This is a genomic window from Dyadobacter pollutisoli (genome assembly GCF_026625565.1).
Classification (GTDB): domain Bacteria; phylum Bacteroidota; class Bacteroidia; order Cytophagales; family Spirosomataceae; genus Dyadobacter; species Dyadobacter pollutisoli.
In genome coordinates this window covers 5,120,277-5,137,755 of sequence record NZ_CP112998.1, presented here as the reverse complement: position 1 = coordinate 5,137,755, position 17,479 = coordinate 5,120,277, and the positions used below count along the sequence as shown (strand labels likewise).

16 protein-coding genes are annotated in these 17,479 nt (G+C 44.4%); 9 read left to right on the top strand and 7 right to left on the bottom strand.

Annotated features, from left to right (window positions below; translation table 11 throughout):
• The first annotated feature begins 92 nt into the window (after positions 1–92).
• The 3 genes from purH (at position 93) to ON006_RS20905 (ending at position 4,364) form a co-directional block, all read left to right on the top strand.
• On the top strand, positions 93–1,628 hold the full coding sequence (gene purH, locus ON006_RS20915) for a bifunctional phosphoribosylaminoimidazolecarboxamide formyltransferase/IMP cyclohydrolase (RefSeq protein ID WP_244823803.1): 1,536 nt from the start codon (positions 93–95) through the stop codon (positions 1,626–1,628).
• A 78-nt stretch (positions 1,629–1,706) separates the two neighbouring features.
• Entirely contained in the window at positions 1,707–2,582 is an 876-nt protein-coding gene (locus tag ON006_RS20910; RefSeq protein ID WP_244823802.1) for a hypothetical protein, read from the top strand.
• Between the two features lie 162 nt (positions 2,583–2,744).
• Positions 2,745–4,364: a sodium:solute symporter family transporter gene (locus tag ON006_RS20905; RefSeq protein WP_244823801.1), complete on the top strand. Its 1,620-nt coding sequence runs from the start codon at positions 2,745–2,747 to the stop codon at positions 4,362–4,364.
• 75 nt (positions 4,365–4,439) lie between these two features.
• Here ON006_RS20905 and ON006_RS20900 read toward each other — a convergent pair whose 3' ends face one another.
• Positions 4,440–4,883 carry a peptidylprolyl isomerase gene (locus tag ON006_RS20900; protein ID WP_244823800.1) on the bottom strand — a complete coding sequence of 148 codons (444 nt, stop codon included), beginning with the start codon at positions 4,881–4,883 and terminating at the stop codon, positions 4,440–4,442.
• Between the two features lie 130 nt (positions 4,884–5,013).
• On the bottom strand, positions 5,014–5,796 hold the full coding sequence (locus ON006_RS20895; protein WP_244823799.1) for a lytic transglycosylase domain-containing protein: 783 nt from the start codon (positions 5,794–5,796) through the stop codon (positions 5,014–5,016).
• A 441-nt stretch (positions 5,797–6,237) separates the two neighbouring features.
• On the opposite strand from ON006_RS20895, the gene ON006_RS20890 reads away from it, so the two are divergent.
• The 5 genes from ON006_RS20890 to moaA all read left to right on the top strand — a co-directional run bounded on the left by ON006_RS20890 (position 6,238) and on the right by moaA (position 10,286).
• Positions 6,238–7,452 (top strand): molybdopterin molybdotransferase MoeA, encoded by a 1,215-nt coding sequence (locus tag ON006_RS20890; RefSeq protein ID WP_244823798.1) that lies wholly within the window; start codon positions 6,238–6,240, stop codon positions 7,450–7,452.
• 55 nt (positions 7,453–7,507) lie between these two features.
• Positions 7,508–7,747: a MoaD/ThiS family protein gene (locus ON006_RS20885; protein ID WP_244823797.1), complete on the top strand. Its 240-nt coding sequence runs from the start codon at positions 7,508–7,510 to the stop codon at positions 7,745–7,747.
• Between the two features lie 36 nt (positions 7,748–7,783).
• Positions 7,784–8,233 carry a molybdenum cofactor biosynthesis protein MoaE gene (locus ON006_RS20880; protein WP_244823796.1) on the top strand — a complete coding sequence of 150 codons (450 nt, stop codon included), beginning with the start codon at positions 7,784–7,786 and terminating at the stop codon, positions 8,231–8,233.
• Positions 8,234–8,356: 123 nt separating this feature from the next.
• Positions 8,357–9,265, top strand: coding sequence for a bifunctional molybdenum cofactor biosynthesis protein MoaC/MoaB (gene moaCB, locus ON006_RS20875; RefSeq protein ID WP_244823795.1), 909 nt, complete (start codon positions 8,357–8,359; stop codon positions 9,263–9,265).
• A gap of 28 nt (positions 9,266–9,293) precedes the next feature.
• Entirely contained in the window at positions 9,294–10,286 is a 993-nt protein-coding gene (gene moaA, locus ON006_RS20870; RefSeq protein WP_244823794.1) for a GTP 3',8-cyclase MoaA, read from the top strand.
• Between the two features lie 63 nt (positions 10,287–10,349).
• Here the strand turns inward: moaA and ON006_RS20865 are convergent, their stop codons facing one another.
• Entirely contained in the window at positions 10,350–10,595 is a 246-nt protein-coding gene (locus ON006_RS20865) for an immunoglobulin domain-containing protein (protein WP_244823793.1), read from the bottom strand.
• A 223-nt stretch (positions 10,596–10,818) separates the two neighbouring features.
• On the opposite strand from ON006_RS20865, the gene ON006_RS20860 reads away from it, so the two are divergent.
• Positions 10,819–11,235 carry a hypothetical protein gene (locus ON006_RS20860; RefSeq protein ID WP_244823792.1) on the top strand — a complete coding sequence of 139 codons (417 nt, stop codon included), beginning with the start codon at positions 10,819–10,821 and terminating at the stop codon, positions 11,233–11,235.
• A 56-nt stretch (positions 11,236–11,291) separates the two neighbouring features.
• On the opposite strand, the gene ON006_RS20855 is transcribed toward ON006_RS20860, so the two are convergent.
• The 4 genes from ON006_RS20855 to ON006_RS20840 all read right to left on the bottom strand — a co-directional run bounded on the left by ON006_RS20855 (position 11,292) and on the right by ON006_RS20840 (position 17,410).
• Positions 11,292–12,482: a glycosyltransferase family 87 protein gene (locus ON006_RS20855; RefSeq protein ID WP_244823791.1), complete on the bottom strand. Its 1,191-nt coding sequence runs from the start codon at positions 12,480–12,482 to the stop codon at positions 11,292–11,294.
• A 66-nt stretch (positions 12,483–12,548) separates the two neighbouring features.
• A complete protein-coding gene (locus ON006_RS20850) occupies positions 12,549–13,478 on the bottom strand; it encodes an alpha/beta hydrolase (RefSeq protein ID WP_244823790.1) in 930 nt (309 codons plus the stop codon).
• 46 nt (positions 13,479–13,524) lie between these two features.
• On the bottom strand, positions 13,525–14,829 hold the full coding sequence (xrtN, locus tag ON006_RS20845) for an exosortase N (protein ID WP_244823789.1): 1,305 nt from the start codon (positions 14,827–14,829) through the stop codon (positions 13,525–13,527).
• Positions 14,816–17,410 (bottom strand): XrtN-dependent VIT domain-containing protein, encoded by a 2,595-nt coding sequence (locus ON006_RS20840; protein WP_244823788.1) that lies wholly within the window; start codon positions 17,408–17,410, stop codon positions 14,816–14,818. The genes xrtN and ON006_RS20840 overlap by 14 nt, the downstream gene beginning before the upstream one ends.
• Positions 17,411–17,479 lie beyond the last annotated feature (69 nt).

Genomic DNA, 17,479 nt, shown 5'->3' with positions numbered 1-17,479 from the left:
ATTTTAGTTTGATCGTACTTCAAACTTCGTACTTTTTTCGGCTATCTTTGCGGTTTATTTTCAGTTTGTACTCTTACAGCTAACGTTGCACAATGTCTAAAAAAATCCAATCCGCGCTTATATCTGTATATTATAAGGACGGACTTGAACCTTTGGTTCGCCTCTTGCACAACAACGGTGTTAAACTTTATTCAACCGGAGGCACTCAGACTTTTATTGAAAACCTGAATATTCCTGTTACTGCGGCAGAGGAACTGACCGGTTATCCTTCGATTTTCGGCGGTCGCGTCAAAACACTGCATCCAGCTATTATGGGTGGTATTTTGTACCGCCGAGACGATGCCGGTGATATTGCTCAGGCAGAACAATACAATATCCCTGCCATCGATATGGTTGTAGTGGATCTTTATCCGTTTGAAGAAACCGTTGCTTCCGGCGCCAGCGAGGAAGATATCATTGAGAAAATTGACATTGGCGGAATTTCATTGATCCGTGCAACAGCGAAAAATTTTAAAGATACATTGATCGTTTCGTCACGCAGCCAGTACGCCGAAGTAGTGGAATTGCTGAACGCGAAAGCGGGTACCACCGACCTGGAAGACCGTCGCTACTATGCAGGTCAGGCATTTGGGGTGTCGTCACATTACGACGGTGCTATCAATCGCTTCTTTACTTCGGGTACGGAAAAAACTGATAAAGAGCTTTTTGACTTCACCAGCCTTGCTTCGCAAACATTGCGTTATGGCGAAAACCCGCATCAGAATGCGACCTACTATGGCGATCTGGAAGGGATTTTTGACAAATTGCACGGTAAGGAGCTATCCTATAACAACCTCGTGGATGTAGATGCCTGCGTAAACCTGATCGATGAGTTCGTTGGCGCAGATCCTACATTTGCGATCATTAAGCATACCAATGCGTGCGGAATTGCTACTGCACCGACAGCGAAAGAGGCTTACGACAATGCTTTGGCATGTGACCCTGTTTCTGCATTTGGCGGAGTGGTGATTACCAATGCGAAAGTAGATCTGGCTACTGCGGGAGAATTGAACAAACTGTTCATGGAGATCCTGATCGCACCGGAATATGATGAAGAAGCTTTGCAGCTTTTGAAATCGAAGAAAAACAGGATTTTGCTGAAACGCAATGCGGTGGATCTGCCTCAGATCATGTTTAAGACAATCCTGAATGGTGTTTTGGTTCAAGACAAAGACCTTTCTACTGAAATTGCTTCTCAGTTCACGACCGTAACGGAAAAAGCACCTACGGAAAGCGAACTGACGGCATTGGAATTTGCATTGAAAGTTTGCAAGCATACAAAATCCAACACCATTGTTTTGGCAAAAGAAAATCAGCTGCTGGCAAGTGGTACCGGACAGACTTCCCGCGTGGATGCTTTGCGCCAGGCTATTGACAAGGCCAATGCATTTGGTTTTGACCTGAAAGGTGCTGTGATGGCGTCCGACGCATTCTTCCCGTTTGCTGACTGTGTGGAAATCGCACATTTGGCGGGGATTACCGCGGTAGTTCAGCCTGGTGGCTCAATCCGGGACAAAGATTCGACCGAATATTGCAACGCGAATGGTGTAGCGATGGTTACCACCGGCATTCGTCACTTTAAGCATTAATATGTTGCCACGAATGCACTAATGGACACGAATGAATTAGTGTCCATTAGTGCATTCGTGGCATAAAAAAATATCATTTTGAAAAACAACAGTCGAATTAAAAGGGCGATTTTCCGGTCAGGGAAATTTCTTTTGATTGGACTGTTTGTTTTAACATCCAGCCTGTTTTTTCTATATCCTCAGTTATTTTATTGTGAACTGATCGGCTTTTCAGGGTTTCGGCAGGGCGAGGGAAGTACTTATTTTAGTCCGGAAATCAAGCCGGTACATGATAAGGTTTTAAAAAGAATTGTCAGTCAGGCCGAGGCGCGTGTTGATTCTTTTTACTCAGGCAAAAAATCCAATCCGGTCGTCATTATTTGTAGCAATCCACAGGAGTATCAGAAGTATTGCAGCAGTACCGAAGGAGCGGGATGCAGTCTGGGCACACCCTGGGGGCATTCTTTCGTCATTCTGAATGGCCGGGAGATGAATACCGATGTGGTAAGTCACGAAATGGGACATACCGAGTTGCTGGAACGTCTCGGCTGGTGGACCATAGCCACAGAAATTCCGCAATGGTTTAATGAAGGCCTGGCGCTGATGCTGGACCGGCGTTTTGTCAATAACCCCGATCCCGCCGGGCGATACCTCGACTATATGGACGAATGGATGTACTATACCGGCGGGGGACAGGAAATTTCGGAGCTGAAAGACATGGAAACGATCAAAGGGTTTTTCAGCGGAGGGCAAAAGCAGGTTATGCGGGCTTATATGTCGTCGGGCATGGAAGTGTCCTACTGGCTCACATTGGCTGGCGAGGATGGGTTGAAAACATTGATTTCCCAAATTAAAGAAGGTCATTCTTTTGCGGACGCTTACCGTGAAACTGAAAAACAGAGGCTAAAAGCTTACTTCGAAAGACTTCCGGCCAATCCGCTCCGGTTGAGGGATTCAAAGAAAATATCAGAATAAAGCTTTACGAATATATCCTTGTAGCTATATTTATGAGCTTCTTTAAAAAATAATGGATAAACGTCTCTGTGACATTTATAATTTTGCACTATTTTCGGAAAATAATGTACCTTTCGGGCTCAACCAATCAACCTCATTCATTCATCTATTTTATTATTTGAAATGCAACAATTACAAACCCTGGATTATGTCGTTTTCTTCTTCTATTTCATTGTAGTCTCCGGTTACGGTTATTGGATTTATCAGCGGAAAAAGTCAAAAACGGAATCTACCAAGGATTTCTTTTTGGCGGAAGGTTCTCTTACCTGGTGGGCGATCGGCGCATCCCTGATTGCTTCCAACATTTCGGCGGAGCAGTTTATCGGGATGTCTGGAAATGGTTTTTCGATGGGTTTGGGTATCTCAACCTACGAATGGATGGCGGCAGCGACTTTGGTGATCGTGGCCGTTTTTTTTATGCCCATTTATCTGAAGAACAAAATTTACACCATGCCTCAGTTTCTGAGCCAGCGATATAATCCGACGGTAAGTTTGATTATGGCTGTTTTCTGGCTGGCACTGTATATTCTGGTTAACCTTACTTCCATTCTTTATCTGGGAGCGTTGGCGGTTTCAGGTATTTCAGGGCTTGATTTTCAGTTTTGTATGATCGCGCTGGCGGTTTTTGCCATCATCATTACCATTGGTGGTATGAAAGTGATCGGTTTTACCGACGTAATTCAGGTGTTCTTCCTGGTAATCGGTGGTTTGGCTACAACCTATCTGGCGATCAACCTGGTGTCAGGTGACGCTGGTATCGATGGAGTAATGAGCGGTATTAAAATGATGCGTGACAATCATGACGATCACTTTCACATGATTTTCCCCAAAACCAGTCCTTTTTATATGCAGTTGCCAGGGTTAGCTGTATTGCTAGGTGGTATGTGGATCGTGAACCTGAACTACTGGGGATGTAATCAGTATATTACCCAGCGTGCGTTGGGCGCGGACTTGAAAACAGCCAGAAACGGTATTCTGTTCGCAGCGTTTTTGAAATTGTTAATGCCTGTGATCGTGGTTTTGCCGGGTATCGCCGCATATGCATTGTATAGCAAAGGAATGTTCCAGGCTGAAATGCTGGACGCCGATGGAGCACTCAATGCAGATAAGGCTTATCCTGTGTTGTTGAATTTATTGCCAGCTGGTTTGAAAGGGCTTTCTTTTGCAGCATTGACCGCAGCAGTAGTTGCTTCGCTGGCAGGTAAAGCAAACAGTATCTCTACCATTTTTACCCTGGATATTTTCAAAAATTACATTGGTAAAAATTCAGACGAAAAGACACTCGTAAGAATCGGTCGGATCGTAGTGGTAGTTTCAATGATCCTAGCGATCATCGTTTCTCCATACATGGGTATCGATAAAAAAGGAGGTTTTCAGTTCATTCAGGAAATGACCGGGCTTTTATCTCCGGGTATTTTCGCTTCCTTCATTATGGGTTTCTTCTGGAAGCGTACCAATTCAGCCGGAGCATTGTTTGCGATCGTAGGTGGGTTTTTGATCGCATTAGCAATGCACAACAATTATTTCCCCTTCGCAGACTGGACGCAGGTTCCGTTCCTGGACCGTATGGGGCTGGTATTCCTGATATGTGTAGTGGTGATGGTGGTTCTGGGGCTGGTTATGCCGGACGAGAAGAAAGGGCTGGCTATCGACTCTTCGATGTTTGTACCGCACCGCACTTTTATCATAGGAGCAGTTGTTGTACTGGCGATTATCACCTTCTTGTACTCACATTTCTGGTAAGAATTATTATTACAAAAATAAAAAGCGAAAGGCCCGGAATTTTCCGGGCCTTTCGCTTTTTGGGAGAATGCAGGATTAAGCTTCTTCCTCAATAATTGTAATCTTCTGGATTTTATCACCCTGGCGGATCAGATCAACTGTGTCCACACCTTCCACTACTTTTCCAAAGCAAGTATGGTTTCCGTCCAAATGTGCCGTGTTTTTACGGCTATGGCAGATAAAGAACTGAGAACCACCGGTATCACGTCCTGCATGTGCCATCGACAGCACGCCACGGTCGTGGTATTGGTTTCCTCCGCTCAGTTCACATTTAATTTTATAACCAGGACCTCCACGACCAGTTCCCGTAGGATCGCCACCCTGAACCATAAAGTCAGGAATGACACGGTGAAAAATCAATCCGTCATAAAATCCTTTTTTCGAAAGGTCAACAAAGTTTTTCACTGCTATTGGCGCATCCTCATCGTAAAATTCGATCAGCATGGTCCCTTTGTCGGTGATCATTTCCGCTTTTGTCATATTAATAATAGAGTATTTGAATAAAATTGAAAGCTGTTACAGGAGGCTTTTTACTGCCTTCTATAACAACACAAAGAAAAGGATAATGTATCCTTTTCTTCTACTTTGCTAGCAAATAAAATGATTTTACTCAGGAATCGGTTGTTGCTTTTACCAGCTGCTTTGCCAGTTGCGTAGCGGCCTTTTTTTGCTCGATCTTGAAATCTGCAAGACGCTCAACCACGTCGCCGCTTCCCCATTCTTTGCTTCTTTCGGGATTGGAGAACCATTCTTTAACGGCAAGTAATTTGTAGATATACCTGGTGGTTTCTGAATTTAAACGAAGTTTGAAATAATCATCCTTGTTCTGCGAATCCATTCTGCTTTGAATGTGCGTGGGGCCTGCATTGTATGCAGCTGCTACCAATGTCCACGAACCCAGCTGGCGGTGCAGCTCTCTGAGGTATTTGCCTGCGGCGTGCGTTGATTTGACTAGATGTTTGCGGTCGTCCCTGGTTTCATTTACAACCAGCCCGAGAGATTTTGCTGTTGACGGCATTAGCTGCCAGTAGCCCCCTGCGCCGCGCCGTGACATTGCGTCATCGTTCATTGCACTCTCAATTAGGGGAAGATATTTAAAATCGGCTGGTACTCCGTACTTCTTAAGAATGGGTTCAATGATCCGCATTCTTTTTTGGGTCTTTGTCATCAGCTTACGAAAATTGGGATTGTCGTAATTTCTGATCATGTTTTGATATCGCTCGGCGATTCGAAGCTCTGATAATGGGATAGCTTCGCCACAGAAGTCAATAGCAAGAAGATCTGAATTAATAATGTTTGCTTCTTTCAGGTCCTTCTTTTCCACCTCCACCTCGCTTGTCGGCGTCTTGCCCCAGATAGCGATTGAGAAGGCCATAAAGATAAGTCTAATCATGCATTTTGTATTTCGTGAAACATAATTTTTGGCGTCAGCCAGGGTGCAAAGATAACGATATTGAATAAATAATATTTCATTTCTCGGTAAAAAACTGATTTATAGGCTTTTATGTAATATGATTGTAGTACTAATTCAAGATCGTAGAATTTGGCATCTTTTCAATGTTTCACGACAAAAACTTCCTTTACTTTTCTTAAACTGGAATTTTAATTGGTAAAACTGCCTAATTGCCAAATGCACTTTTTTTTAATTAATATGAATATACCGTTGTTGAATTATTTTTGACTCTTATTATATACTGATAGTCAAGTGGTTACAAAATGTCATAGTATTAGTTCGATGTATTATGGGCGTATTTTTGGGCTATTTTCTGATTTTGGTAAAAAAAACTGATTCGATTTTCAACTGTATTTTTAAGTGGCGGAAGTGCTAAATTGCATGTCCGCATCCCTTTTAACCAATATGGTCACTGTCAACGAGGCGAAACAAAAAATTATTGCAAACACGCTGTTTTTACCTACTGAAAGGCGTCAGCTACGTGATGCTTTAGGGCAAGTTTTAGCAGAAGACATCCTTTCACCAATCTCCTTACCATCGTTTCGCCAGTCGTCCATGGACGGATACGCTATTGTGCATTCGGACATCACTTTTGGCGGGATTGCTTTGCCGATCGCAGGAGAATCCAAAGCAGGACAGACCGGGATTCAGACATTGGCACCAGGTACTGCCTTCAGGATATTTACAGGAGCGCCGGTTCCCGATGGCGCTACTGCGGTTGTGATGCAGGAGCATACGATATTGGAAAACGGACATGTGACCATTCAGGAGTTTCCGGTGAATGAGGGTAAAAACGTCCGGAACATCGGTCAGCAAATACAAGCCGGCGTGGTTGCTTTGCCCAAAGGCACCTATATCACACCGGGGAGCATTGGGTTTTTGCAAGGTATGGGCGTCGAAAACGTGAGTGTTTACCGAAAGCCAAAGATTGGCTTGCTGGTAACCGGCGACGAACTGTTGAAAACCGGCGAACCCCTTGTACACGGCAAAATTTATGAGTCCAATTCTGCGATGCTCATTGCAGCATTGAAACAGGAGCATATTACAGACATTGAAGTCAGGTATGCAGCTGATGATCTGGATTCGACCATTGCGGCTTTAACAGAACTTTCAGTTGATAATGACGTTATCCTTGCGACAGGCGGTGTTTCGGTGGGGGATTACGACTTTGTAGGGGTAGCTTTGCAATCAATTCAGGCTGAGACGGTCTTTTATAAGGTAAGGCAGAAGCCGGGCAAACCGTTATTATTTGCAAAAAAGAGGGGGAAGCTATTTTTCGCGTTGCCGGGTAATCCGGCCTCGTCACTGGTATGTTACTACGAGTATGTACTTCCGGCGCTGCGTTTGATTACGGGGAGGCGGGATGCTTTTTTGAAAACATTGAAATTGCCAGCGAAGTATGCGTATTCATTCAATGGCGAAAGGGATGAATTTTTGAAGGCGCTGGTCGAAGGGGGGGCTGTGATCCCGCTGGACGGGCAGGAATCATTTGCTTTGCGTTCTTTTGCGTTGGCCAATGCGATCATTTACCTTCCCATGACGCAGAATGTGGTAGCCGAGGGAGATTTGGTAGAGGTTCATTTGTTACCTTTCTGAATCAGAATTTGAGATTCATTGTTATGAGAATGATCATTAAATAAATTGCAGATAAATGAGCCTTCATGTGATGTACTACGGAATGCTGGCCGAAATCACAGGTCTGGCCGAGGAAGTTTGGGTAGCAGATGCCCAGCTTACCGTTGGCGGATTCCGTAACCAGATATTGGAAAAGTATCCTGCTATGCGTGAAAAGAAATTCAAAATAGCTGTAAATCAAAAGATTTCGGAGGATTTTGCGCCCATTGATACCCAGTCAGAAATCGCATTGTTGCCGCCTTTTGCTGGTGGTTAATGAATTTCAATCAATAATCATGTAAATGTCAGTTTGATGGAGAAGATACATAAGCCCAAAAAAGTGTTTGTTCAGGGACCGATCAGCCCGGATTTTGTTTCAAAATCCATCGCCAGTCATCAATCCAAAACGAACATTGGCGCACATGCTATTTTTTTGGGGCAAATCAGGGCGGATAAAAAGGAAACTGGTGTTGTAAGCGGCATTGAATATACTGCTTACGAGGAAATGGCGGAACAGGCGTTCCATGAGATTCGTGAGGCTGCATTTGCAAAGTTTGAACTGAGCTGCATGCACATTTACCACAGCCTGGGCATAGTTCCCACGGGCGAAATCAGCCTGTTTGTGTTCGTGTCTTCACCGCACCGCCGTGCCGCTTTTGAGGCATCTGAATATATTGTGGAAGAAATAAAGGCAAATGTCCCGATCTTCGGCAAAGAGCTGGTTGGGGAAGGCGGGGAGTTTGTCTGGAAGGAGAATACTTAGGAACTTCGGCTTTCGGCCGTCGGCAATCAAGGACATTCACTCCCGTTCCACGGGGGCCGTCCCACGGGGGCCGTCCCACGGCGGATTCACTCATTCAAAACTCACTCATTCACTCATTATTTAATGGTTGACATTACCCATAAGACTAATACATTAAGAGTTGCAACCGCGCAGGCTACTGTTCAGGTGAGTAAGCCGGAGACTATTGAGGCCATTGAAAACAGAATGGTTCCGAAAGGTGATGTGTTTGAAATGGCCAAGGCGGCTGGTTTTCTGGCCGTTAAAAAAACACCGGATTTGCTACCAGACTGTCACCCGATTCCTGTCGAATATACCGGCGTGCAATATCGTATTGATGGATTAAGTATTTTTATTGAATTGACTGTCAAGACGATTTACAAAACGGGCGTCGAGGTTGAAGCCATGCATGGTGCTTCGGTAGTTGCGCTTACGATGTATGACATGCTGAAACCCATTGATAAAGGTGTGGAGATCAGAAATATCAGGTTATTGGAGAAAAAAGGAGGGAAAAGCGACAGGAAAGCAATTCCTGAAAATCTGAAAACAGCGGTAGTCGTTTGTTCCGATAGTATTTCAAAAGGACTTGGAGAGGATAAATCCGGTAAAAAAATCATTGAAAAACTGGAAGCTATGAAGCTCAGCATTCAGGATTATAGCATCATTCCGGACGATAAATCAGTAATTCAGGATAAAATCAAAAGCCTCTGCGCCGCTCAGTATCAATTGATTTTGATAACCGGCGGAACCGGTTTGTCGCGCCGGGATGTTACACCGGAAGCGGTATCTGAGCTTTTGGACCGTGAAATTCCGGGAATTGCTGAAACGGCGAGGCAATACGGACAGGAGCGCATCCCTACTTCAATGCTTTCCCGCTCAGTCGGCGGTCTGGTAGGTGATACTTTGGTGGTGACGATGCCCGGCAGTACTGGCGGTGTTACCGAATATATAGACGCTCTATTTCCACATGTTTTGCACGTTTTCAGCGTTTTGGAAGGCAGTAAGCATGAATAAAAGCATTAAGTCAATTACTTATAAATAAATGTCACTACCCATTACAGATACATTCGGTCGCAAGCATACCTATCTGCGCATTTCGCTGACGGATAAGTGTAATCTGCGTTGTACCTATTGTATGCCGCAGGAGGATATGCAGTTTATGCCTTCCAAATGGTTGATGCAGGCTGATGAAATTCAGGCGCTTGCGGAGATTTTTGTCGAAATGGGTGTGGAAAAGATACGTTTAACCGGCGGCGAGCCGCTGGTTAGGAAGGATGTAGGGCAAATTGTTTCCGGCTTGGGGAAATTGTCTGCGTCTCTCACATTGACGACCAATGCAGTTTTTATTGATCAGTTTATCGGTGATCTGAAAGAAGCTGGTGTTGGCTCTTTGAATGTCAGTCTGGATACCTTAAAAGAAGAGCGTTTCAAAAACATTACCAAACGCGATCATTTTACCAAAACACTGGACAACATTCAGCTGCTTCTGGCTGAGAATTTTGTAGTGAAACTGAATATGGTGGTGATGCGCGGTGTGAATGATGATGAGGTAAATGACTTTGTTAGGTTAACAGTCGATCAGCCTAATTTGCATGTCCGCTTTATTGAATTTATGCCTTTCAATGGCAATCAATGGGATATGTCCAAAATCGTATCCTACGCAGACCTGATCTCAGATATTAATACTGAATTCGATTTTCAAAAGCTATCGGGAGAGTTGCAGGATACTGCCCAGCGGTTTCAGGTAACGGGCGGCGCGGGGACATTCGGGATCATAGGAACGGTGACGCATCCTTTCTGCGCGGGCTGCAACCGGATAAGGCTCACCGCGGACGGCAAACTTAAAAACTGCCTTTTTGATACTTCGGAAATGGATTTGCTTACTCCATTACGTCAGGGACAAGATGTACGGGATCTTATTTACTCCCACTTTCACAAAAAGCACTTCGCACACGGCGGCCACGTCGATTTTTCTGAAAAACAAGCGAAGTCAGAATATGAGACAAATCGCAAAATGATCGCTATTGGGGGTTAATGCCTGCTATTCCTTCTCTTACCAGAATTTCCTCTGGTGTAAACTTTAGTGTGTAAAAAGTCATTATTCAGCGTCTAGCATTTTAAAGACCGGGTCTTCATCAATGAGTAAGTCAGGCTGGTCTTTATATTTCTTGATCCTCTGATTTACTTCCTCTTTTTGCCACGCGGGTACATTTTCATCATCCAACTCCTTGACGAGTTCAATTGCGTCCATTTTTTGCAAATCTTCTATTAATGAAGCAGCATAGTCCTTCTTAATCCTGATATGATAAGTTAGCGCCATATTAGTGCCTGATTGATGTTGCATTCATCTTTACCCGTTTATCAAAGTTAAATAAACAAGAGCATATTTCAGTTTTGTTGACCCTGATAACTATCATAGTAAGGTAACCTATTTTGCCTAATTTTATACTTATCGCCATTCAACCTCAATTTCTGCCGTTCAAATAATGCGTGCAACATGGCCGTCGAAGGTGCCATCATTGGTAAAAATCATTAACAATTTTTACTCAAAGTAACCTTCATAAGCCATGAAAAACGTGATGAAAACAGTCGCCGCAGCTGCATTCGGACTCTTCTTAGTTGGCAGTAATGTCATCGCAGACCCTATCGTTGAACCCAAAGCGGAATGTAAAAATAACACTTGCGAGAAGTTCCGTGTCGGCATGTACCGTGTCAGAGATACCATGTCGATGAATGTGTTAATGGAAAAGCAAAAAGGGGAACGCGTTGAAATCAGGTTGCTCGATAGTAATAAAAAAGTGCTGCACGAAGAGATCGTACCTAAGTACCTGACCAAATTCGGTCGCAAACTGAATTTTGATGAGATCAAAGACGGCGATTACACGCTGGAAATTTCCGACGCTTCCGAAAAAATCGTTAAGCACATTCACTTGGAAACCAACAGTGTAAGAGAAACAAGCCGAACACTGGTAGGCATGAATTGAGGTTCAAAAGTGTGCGTTGCAGGTTTGAAGCCGCAACATTCCTGTAACGCCACTTTTTATTGGTCAGCCAGTTTTTCCGGAGCGGGACGAGGACGTAGCTTCACAGCCAGCAAGTCATAAGTAATTTTCCCCCAGATCAAAATGCAGGGTACTGCTTTAACTACATAAGGCTTCATCCATTCATTTCTTACAAAGGGAGGAAAAACATCGGTCGGGGACAATGCGGTGAAAACAAATGCGAGAACCAGCAAAATGTAGTTCTCCTTCTCAGGATATTGCGAATAATACCAAAGCGCCACGCCGCTGATTGCAATGATAAATGTCGGCGATTCGGCCCTGTGATTGAAAATAACAACCCAGATCAGAATGGATGCGAGCATGAGTATCCGGAAATGGAAATTGCCATACTCCCTTATCCTCAGCAATGGAATGCAAAAAAGGATAGCGCCTGCCACACTCACATAAGTTTTATTGACCTGCCACCCAAACCAGGTTTTCAGCCAGCCGATCACAGACAGCCCGTCGGAAATAGAATGATCATTGGCCAGCAAATTAGCCCAGCTTTTATACAAAAACACAAATTGGTCTGTATCGACGACCAGCAATGGAAATATGGTGAAAACAATCACCCAAAACGCAGTTGTGTAAGTCAGCTTGAACTTGTCCGGATACAAGAGGTAAAGTGCAAGGCCTACGATGCCGAATAATTTGATGTAAATCGTGGAAACCAGGCAGAGTGACGCCATCCAGTACTTTCCTCTCTCCAAAAAGCCGAAGGTAAAAAGGAGTAATCCCGCGATCAATGCATTGCTTTGCTCGTTCTGAACCGAGGTAAGAAGCTCTACCAGCATGAAAACGAGTATCAATCCTTTGGTACGGGTATCAATTTTGGGCAGATAATAAACCGAGAAAAATAGTACTGCCGCATTCAGTATATTCCACAAAGAGAGGCCGAGTACATCGGGAAGTACGGCCAGTAAGCCGAACAGCAACGCGAAAGTAGGGCTGTATTTGAACAGATCACCCTGCTCTTCGACAAACTGTGCATACAAATCCTGCCCATGGATCAAATGGAAGAAGGATTGCTTGAAAATGATATAGTTATTGTAGGTAGTATAAAGCCTTCCGCCCTCGACAAAAGTTTTCAGTCCGCCGAAATAGGATTGGAGGCTGGCAAAGAGGGCAACACCAATAAATACAATTAATATGGATCTCTGATTAACTAAAAAGCGGTTTATTGCAGTCATGAGGCGTTATTATCTCCTTCGAATTGAAATTTTGTCCAAATTTAGAGATAAAAATCACACCTCATTTCAATTCTTCATGTAGCCAAGAGATTTAAGCCACCCTTCCATTGCGGCCGGCCAGTTTGCCAATGATCCTTTTCCCTCCGTACGCATGCCGTAGCCGTGCCCGCCTTTTGGGTACAAATGCATTTCAGCAGGTATTTTTTTGTTTTTTAAAGCGAGATAATATTGGATACTGTTCTCCACAGGAACGCCGGTGTCGTCCATCGCGTGCACCAGAAATGCCGGCGGTGTCTGGTCGCTTACCTGCAATTCATTGGAGTAATATTTGATCAGCTCCTCGGATTTGTCAGGGCCGAGCAAATTGTCGCGTGACCCTCCATGAGCGATACTTGGTTGGAGAGAAATGACAGGATATAGCAAAATGGAAAAGTCCGGCTTGGCATCCTTAGAGGCTTTTTCGCCCATATTGTAATGTGTCGACAATGTAGCTGCCAGGTGTCCGCCTGCGGAGAAGCCCATTACGCCGATTTTATTGAGGTCAATGTTCCATTTGGCGGCATTCTGGCGAATCAGCTTCATGCCTTGCATGGCATCCATCAACGGAACTTCGTGCTGATGTGTCATTGCTTTTTCATTCGGCAACCGGTACTTCAATACAAATGCAGAAATTCCACGATCATTGAACCATTTGGCAAAGTCGCTGCCTTCGTGCGAAGCGGCCAGAATTCCGTAGCCGCCACCCGGGCAGATCATCACGGCTGCGCCTGTCGCGGTTTCTTTTGGTGCAATGTATGCAGCGATCGTTGGTACGGTAACCCCGCTGATCCGCAATATTCCGCTCGCATCGGTAACCGATTTCTCCTCGACGGAACTGCTTTTGAAATTAGGGATTTTGCCGTCCGGCCAGAGATTTATGACTTCGGTTTGTGCCATGGATTGATAGGATAAAGCGGAAAGGCTCAAAGCGATAAGGAGTCCTGATATTTTGCTCATGGAATGTCTTTTTCATCAATAAGACGTTTCAAGGCACAATTTACCCTCAAATCCGGGGCATCCATTCGGAAATGGCCTGTTTTAAATCTTTTTGATCACCGGCGGTGACATTAACTAGTTGAAAGCCAGGTTCTCCGCGAATCACTTTCCACCGCCAATCTATTTGACTGATAGTGATGTGGTTGTTATTGGAAAACCACCACGCAGTGTGTAAAACATCATTTCCCTTCTTTAAAGTCCCAAAGTAGATGCGCCGTCCCGCGAAATTTTCCTCCCGGATATTTGCGAATTCATAACCTGAGCCCTTCCAGCAGGTATACGGGCTGTGATCAGTGGAATAGAAAGCTGGAATTGGTTTGAGATATACGAGCGATTTTTCACTTTTAAATCTGCTGGCCCCATTTGAAAGCTGGCTGGAATCGTATTTTTCGCTGTGCCCAAAAGCATTGATTTTGGTCTCTCCAATGTTAATTTTTTTGTTTTGAAAAATTACAAAACAGCAGCCGGCAAGAATGATAAAATTGAACGCCAGCGTAGTGGGTTTACCTGGCTGTTTTACAAAAATTTGTTCCATAACCGGTTGCGCGAAAAACCGAAAAAAATATTTCACGAAAAACGAAGCCGGTAGCCACACATAAAGCACTAGACAAAGTATTCCCACGACGTCGTGCAATATGTTTTCGGGACCAATGCTGAAAACGACCAGGACAACGATACGCAGCAAATTACTCACGATATTGAAGCCAAACAGGATAGCAATCACTAGTGTGCTAAGATACCAGGGTAGTTCTTTGCCCGTCGATTTTTGAAAATGGACAAGCAAGAATATTCCTGCGAGCAGGGAGAACCCGGTCATTTGCAAACCCATACATGCCGGGTCCACACTGAAATCCGAACCATTGACCTGAATGATATTACCTGTGACCGTGGCGGGAAAATGGGCGGTCTGCAGTAACAAACCAGCCCATTTGCTAAGCTGTAACCGGATTGGAAAGGTAAATATCTCAGACAAATATTTGAACAAAGGCGATATGATCAGCAATAGCCAGAAGACCAGCGGGCTTACTTTCCCGCTCAGACTTTCCATCGCAAACAGCGTTGCAAATAACAGCGTCAGGTACCGGAATGAAACTTCACGGACATAAAATGAGCCAGCAAAAAACACCAGGACTATCGGTAAGAAACGCATGCTTTTTTCATGCCGGGGCAATGCATACATGATAAAGGGCAGCAGGCATATGCCAATCATGAATGTAGCGTCCGGGATTAAATAACTGTTTGCTATCAGGCTGGCAAACAGCGCGATGTATCCCAAAATGCAGACTATATGTTCCTTTCTATAACCGTACATAGTTGCGGAAAGTGTAGTAGGAGACCAGCAATGCAAAAATGATGATCAATGCCCATTCGTGAGGCTCAGGTACTGCTCCGGAATTTTTCAGAGTAGCATTGTCAAGGCTGTTTTTGCTTTTTTGAATGTCAAAGCGTTGGTAATCCTGGGCCGTTTCTAACACAATCAGGCTTGAAATGGGCGTAACAATGTTGGCTTGCTCAGCTTCTTTTAGCAGGCCGGAAGTGGCCGCGGAATCTTTCAGATATTCTTTACTGAGATACTTTGTGCCAATCTGCTGCATCATGTGATTGTAGGCATACAACCTCGCTATATGATCGGGCGCGCCCGTAGGTAAGGAATCCGTGCTTTCAGAAATCGTCATTTTCGCATTGTCAATGCGTACCAGATGATGGGAAGCGTCCCTTTCCTGATCCGCCGGGAACTGGTTTCTTGTAAGCATTTCTCCAACTTGTCTGATATCGGCCTTTTCACAACGGACAATCCTTAGTTCATGAAGCGTTTTGAAATAGGGCGACAATTCATTTCCAATGTTGAATGTCTTCAATGGGGTCGTCAGCGAGTCTTTTCTGAGTGCGTCGCCGAACGGGCTCTGCTGCAGATCCTTCACATTCGGGGATATGGAGGTTTCTTTGGTGATCAGCAATGCATTGTTGTCGCGGCGCACGGCGTGAACCGGGAACAGGGAGTAATTCCAGGACGAAAGTCTATCGAAAATTGCGTTTTTGTTTTCGGTTGATAGTTGTATCATTCCATTGTCGTATACAAATACAGCTCTATCTTTTACCATATTGAAGACCGAATCAAATTCAGTTTTTGTCCAGGCATTGTTAATGTCCAGGTAAATTTTCCTGGCAGAAAATGGCTCTGAAATTTCGCGGAATGGTTTGATCTGATACGTTTTTGAATTGAAAATAAAACCTTTGTCGGAAAGTGGAATGGCGTCAAAACTCAGGTCCCAGGAGGGAATGTAAGTTCTATTCAGGGTCATTTGATTTGCGCCCGATTCTTCCATTTCAAAAGGAATTTTTAACCCGCTGACATTTTTGGCAAAATCCAGCCGGATACCTTCTGAGGCGCCATCACTTGCTGGTCCTTTGAAATAAATGTTCTCGTAGGTCAGGCGGTTACCATTCAATTGCAGCGGCGAAGTAATGCCAATCTTGAATTTTCTTCTTTCGCTACTTGTGCAGGGAAATACTCTCACTTTTACCGCATTGCCTTCCTGCCAGTGAATAACTGACGGATCGCGGCTTTCTACTCCCACAATGGTTTTGTAAGCTGAATCCGCCTTGGTTTGAGTAGTCAGATATCCTTTTTCCTCCCTACCATTGATCCAAAGTGAAAGGGAGCTGACGACCGATCCTTCTGGTAAGTAGAAAGTGTACAACGCTTCTTCCTGCCGCCATCTTGATCGGCTATGGTTGCCGATACTGAGCGTTTTTTCGGTGTAAGCAGTTCGGAAATCGGGATAGATGCGTATTTGGGTAACTACGTTCTCAGTCCTTAGATTATCTCCTGACCACAATCTTTCCTGTGTGTAATGTCGGGCATCGTACAAAACTTCGAGCAACTTCACTCTTTCTGATTGGCTCAGGTCAGTTTTTTTGGCAAATAATGCAGCGATCAGTACCAACGGATCGTGTCTTACACTTGAACCCAAATTGAGTGTTTCAGGAACAAAGCTCGGGTCCTTTCGAGGCATTTGATAAGCCAGGTAATTGGCAATTACCTGCCTGGTAATCCAGTTATCGTCGATTTTTTGGCCTATCTGCACCCATGCAGGAAAGTCGTCACGGTCCTGGGTGGCAACTGAATTGGTAATGGTCTGGATCTTTTTACTAATGAGCCTCCATTGAACCACGTAGCCAGCCGCAAACAACATAGGAAGTAAAATACCTGCCAATATCGGCGCTTTGTACATTTCCCATCTTTGAAATAAGATCCGGAAATGTGTAATGCAAAGGAAGAGCGGAATAAAACTGTGAATTGAAAACCCGAGAATGATGAGACCAAAAATGCTTGCGGGATATATCCAAGACAGGTAAACGGCATAATACGTCCACAAAACGGCCGAGATCCCAAAAAAAAGAAATAGTATCTTCTTGAAAACTCTGGGAAGCGATTCTTCCCAGTTGAAAAGAATGCAAACGCCCGCGGAAACGACGATAGCCACAGACAACCAGGGAGCTGATTCATTAAAAATAGGCATAGGGATATTGAATGAAAAGCAGCTTACCAGCCAGATAAGCCAAAGTAGCAGCCGATGTGGCTGATACGTTTTGTTCTTTGCTTTCCAGAAAGACAGCCACGTTTCGCCTCTGGTTGACATCCTTAGCGTGTAGAAAATCGCTATCATGTAACAAAACAGGAAGGAAGTTTCGGAGAGAGGGCCGGAAGTGTTGCTGGTTTTGGTGCTCACTATGAATAGTCCGAAACTCAGGGCGAGGCAGATCAGGCCTATGAGGTAATCCGTGTCCATGGCGAACGGTTTCCGCGCTTCCGCGGGACTGCCCGGGTAATTACTTGAATGATGATCGGCGGCAGGATCCGCTTCGGTAGATTGGAGCAATGTTTTCATAAGAGTCTTTCTGGTTTTAAAAAGTACTTTGAATTACAAAGTAAAATTTCAAACGTCAATAATCCTATG

Coding starts and splice junctions, on each gene's coding strand:
- ON006_RS20860 (WP_244823792.1), top strand. CDS start 10,819: ATGAAAAACGTGATGAAAACAGTCGCCGCAGCTGCATTCGGACTCTTC.
- ON006_RS20840 (WP_244823788.1), bottom strand. CDS start 17,410: ATGAAAACATTGCTCCAATCTACCGAAGCGGATCCTGCCGCCGATCAT.
- ON006_RS20850 (WP_244823790.1), bottom strand. CDS start 13,478: ATGAGCAAAATATCAGGACTCCTTATCGCTTTGAGCCTTTCCGCTTTA.
- ON006_RS20855 (WP_244823791.1), bottom strand. CDS start 12,482: ATGACTGCAATAAACCGCTTTTTAGTTAATCAGAGATCCATATTAATT.
- purH (WP_244823803.1), top strand. CDS start 93: ATGTCTAAAAAAATCCAATCCGCGCTTATATCTGTATATTATAAGGAC.
- xrtN (WP_244823789.1), bottom strand. CDS start 14,829: ATGTACGGTTATAGAAAGGAACATATAGTCTGCATTTTGGGATACATC.
- ON006_RS20865 (WP_244823793.1), bottom strand. CDS start 10,595: ATGCAACATCAATCAGGCACTAATATGGCGCTAACTTATCATATCAGG.
- ON006_RS20900 (WP_244823800.1), bottom strand. CDS start 4,883: ATGACAAAAGCGGAAATGATCACCGACAAAGGGACCATGCTGATCGAA.
- moaA (WP_244823794.1), top strand. CDS start 9,294: ATGTCACTACCCATTACAGATACATTCGGTCGCAAGCATACCTATCTG.
- moaCB (WP_244823795.1), top strand. CDS start 8,357: ATGGTTGACATTACCCATAAGACTAATACATTAAGAGTTGCAACCGCG.
- ON006_RS20905 (WP_244823801.1), top strand. CDS start 2,745: ATGCAACAATTACAAACCCTGGATTATGTCGTTTTCTTCTTCTATTTC.
- ON006_RS20895 (WP_244823799.1), bottom strand. CDS start 5,796: ATGATTAGACTTATCTTTATGGCCTTCTCAATCGCTATCTGGGGCAAG.
- ON006_RS20880 (WP_244823796.1), top strand. CDS start 7,784: ATGGAGAAGATACATAAGCCCAAAAAAGTGTTTGTTCAGGGACCGATC.
- ON006_RS20885 (WP_244823797.1), top strand. CDS start 7,508: ATGAGCCTTCATGTGATGTACTACGGAATGCTGGCCGAAATCACAGGT.
- ON006_RS20890 (WP_244823798.1), top strand. CDS start 6,238: ATGTCCGCATCCCTTTTAACCAATATGGTCACTGTCAACGAGGCGAAA.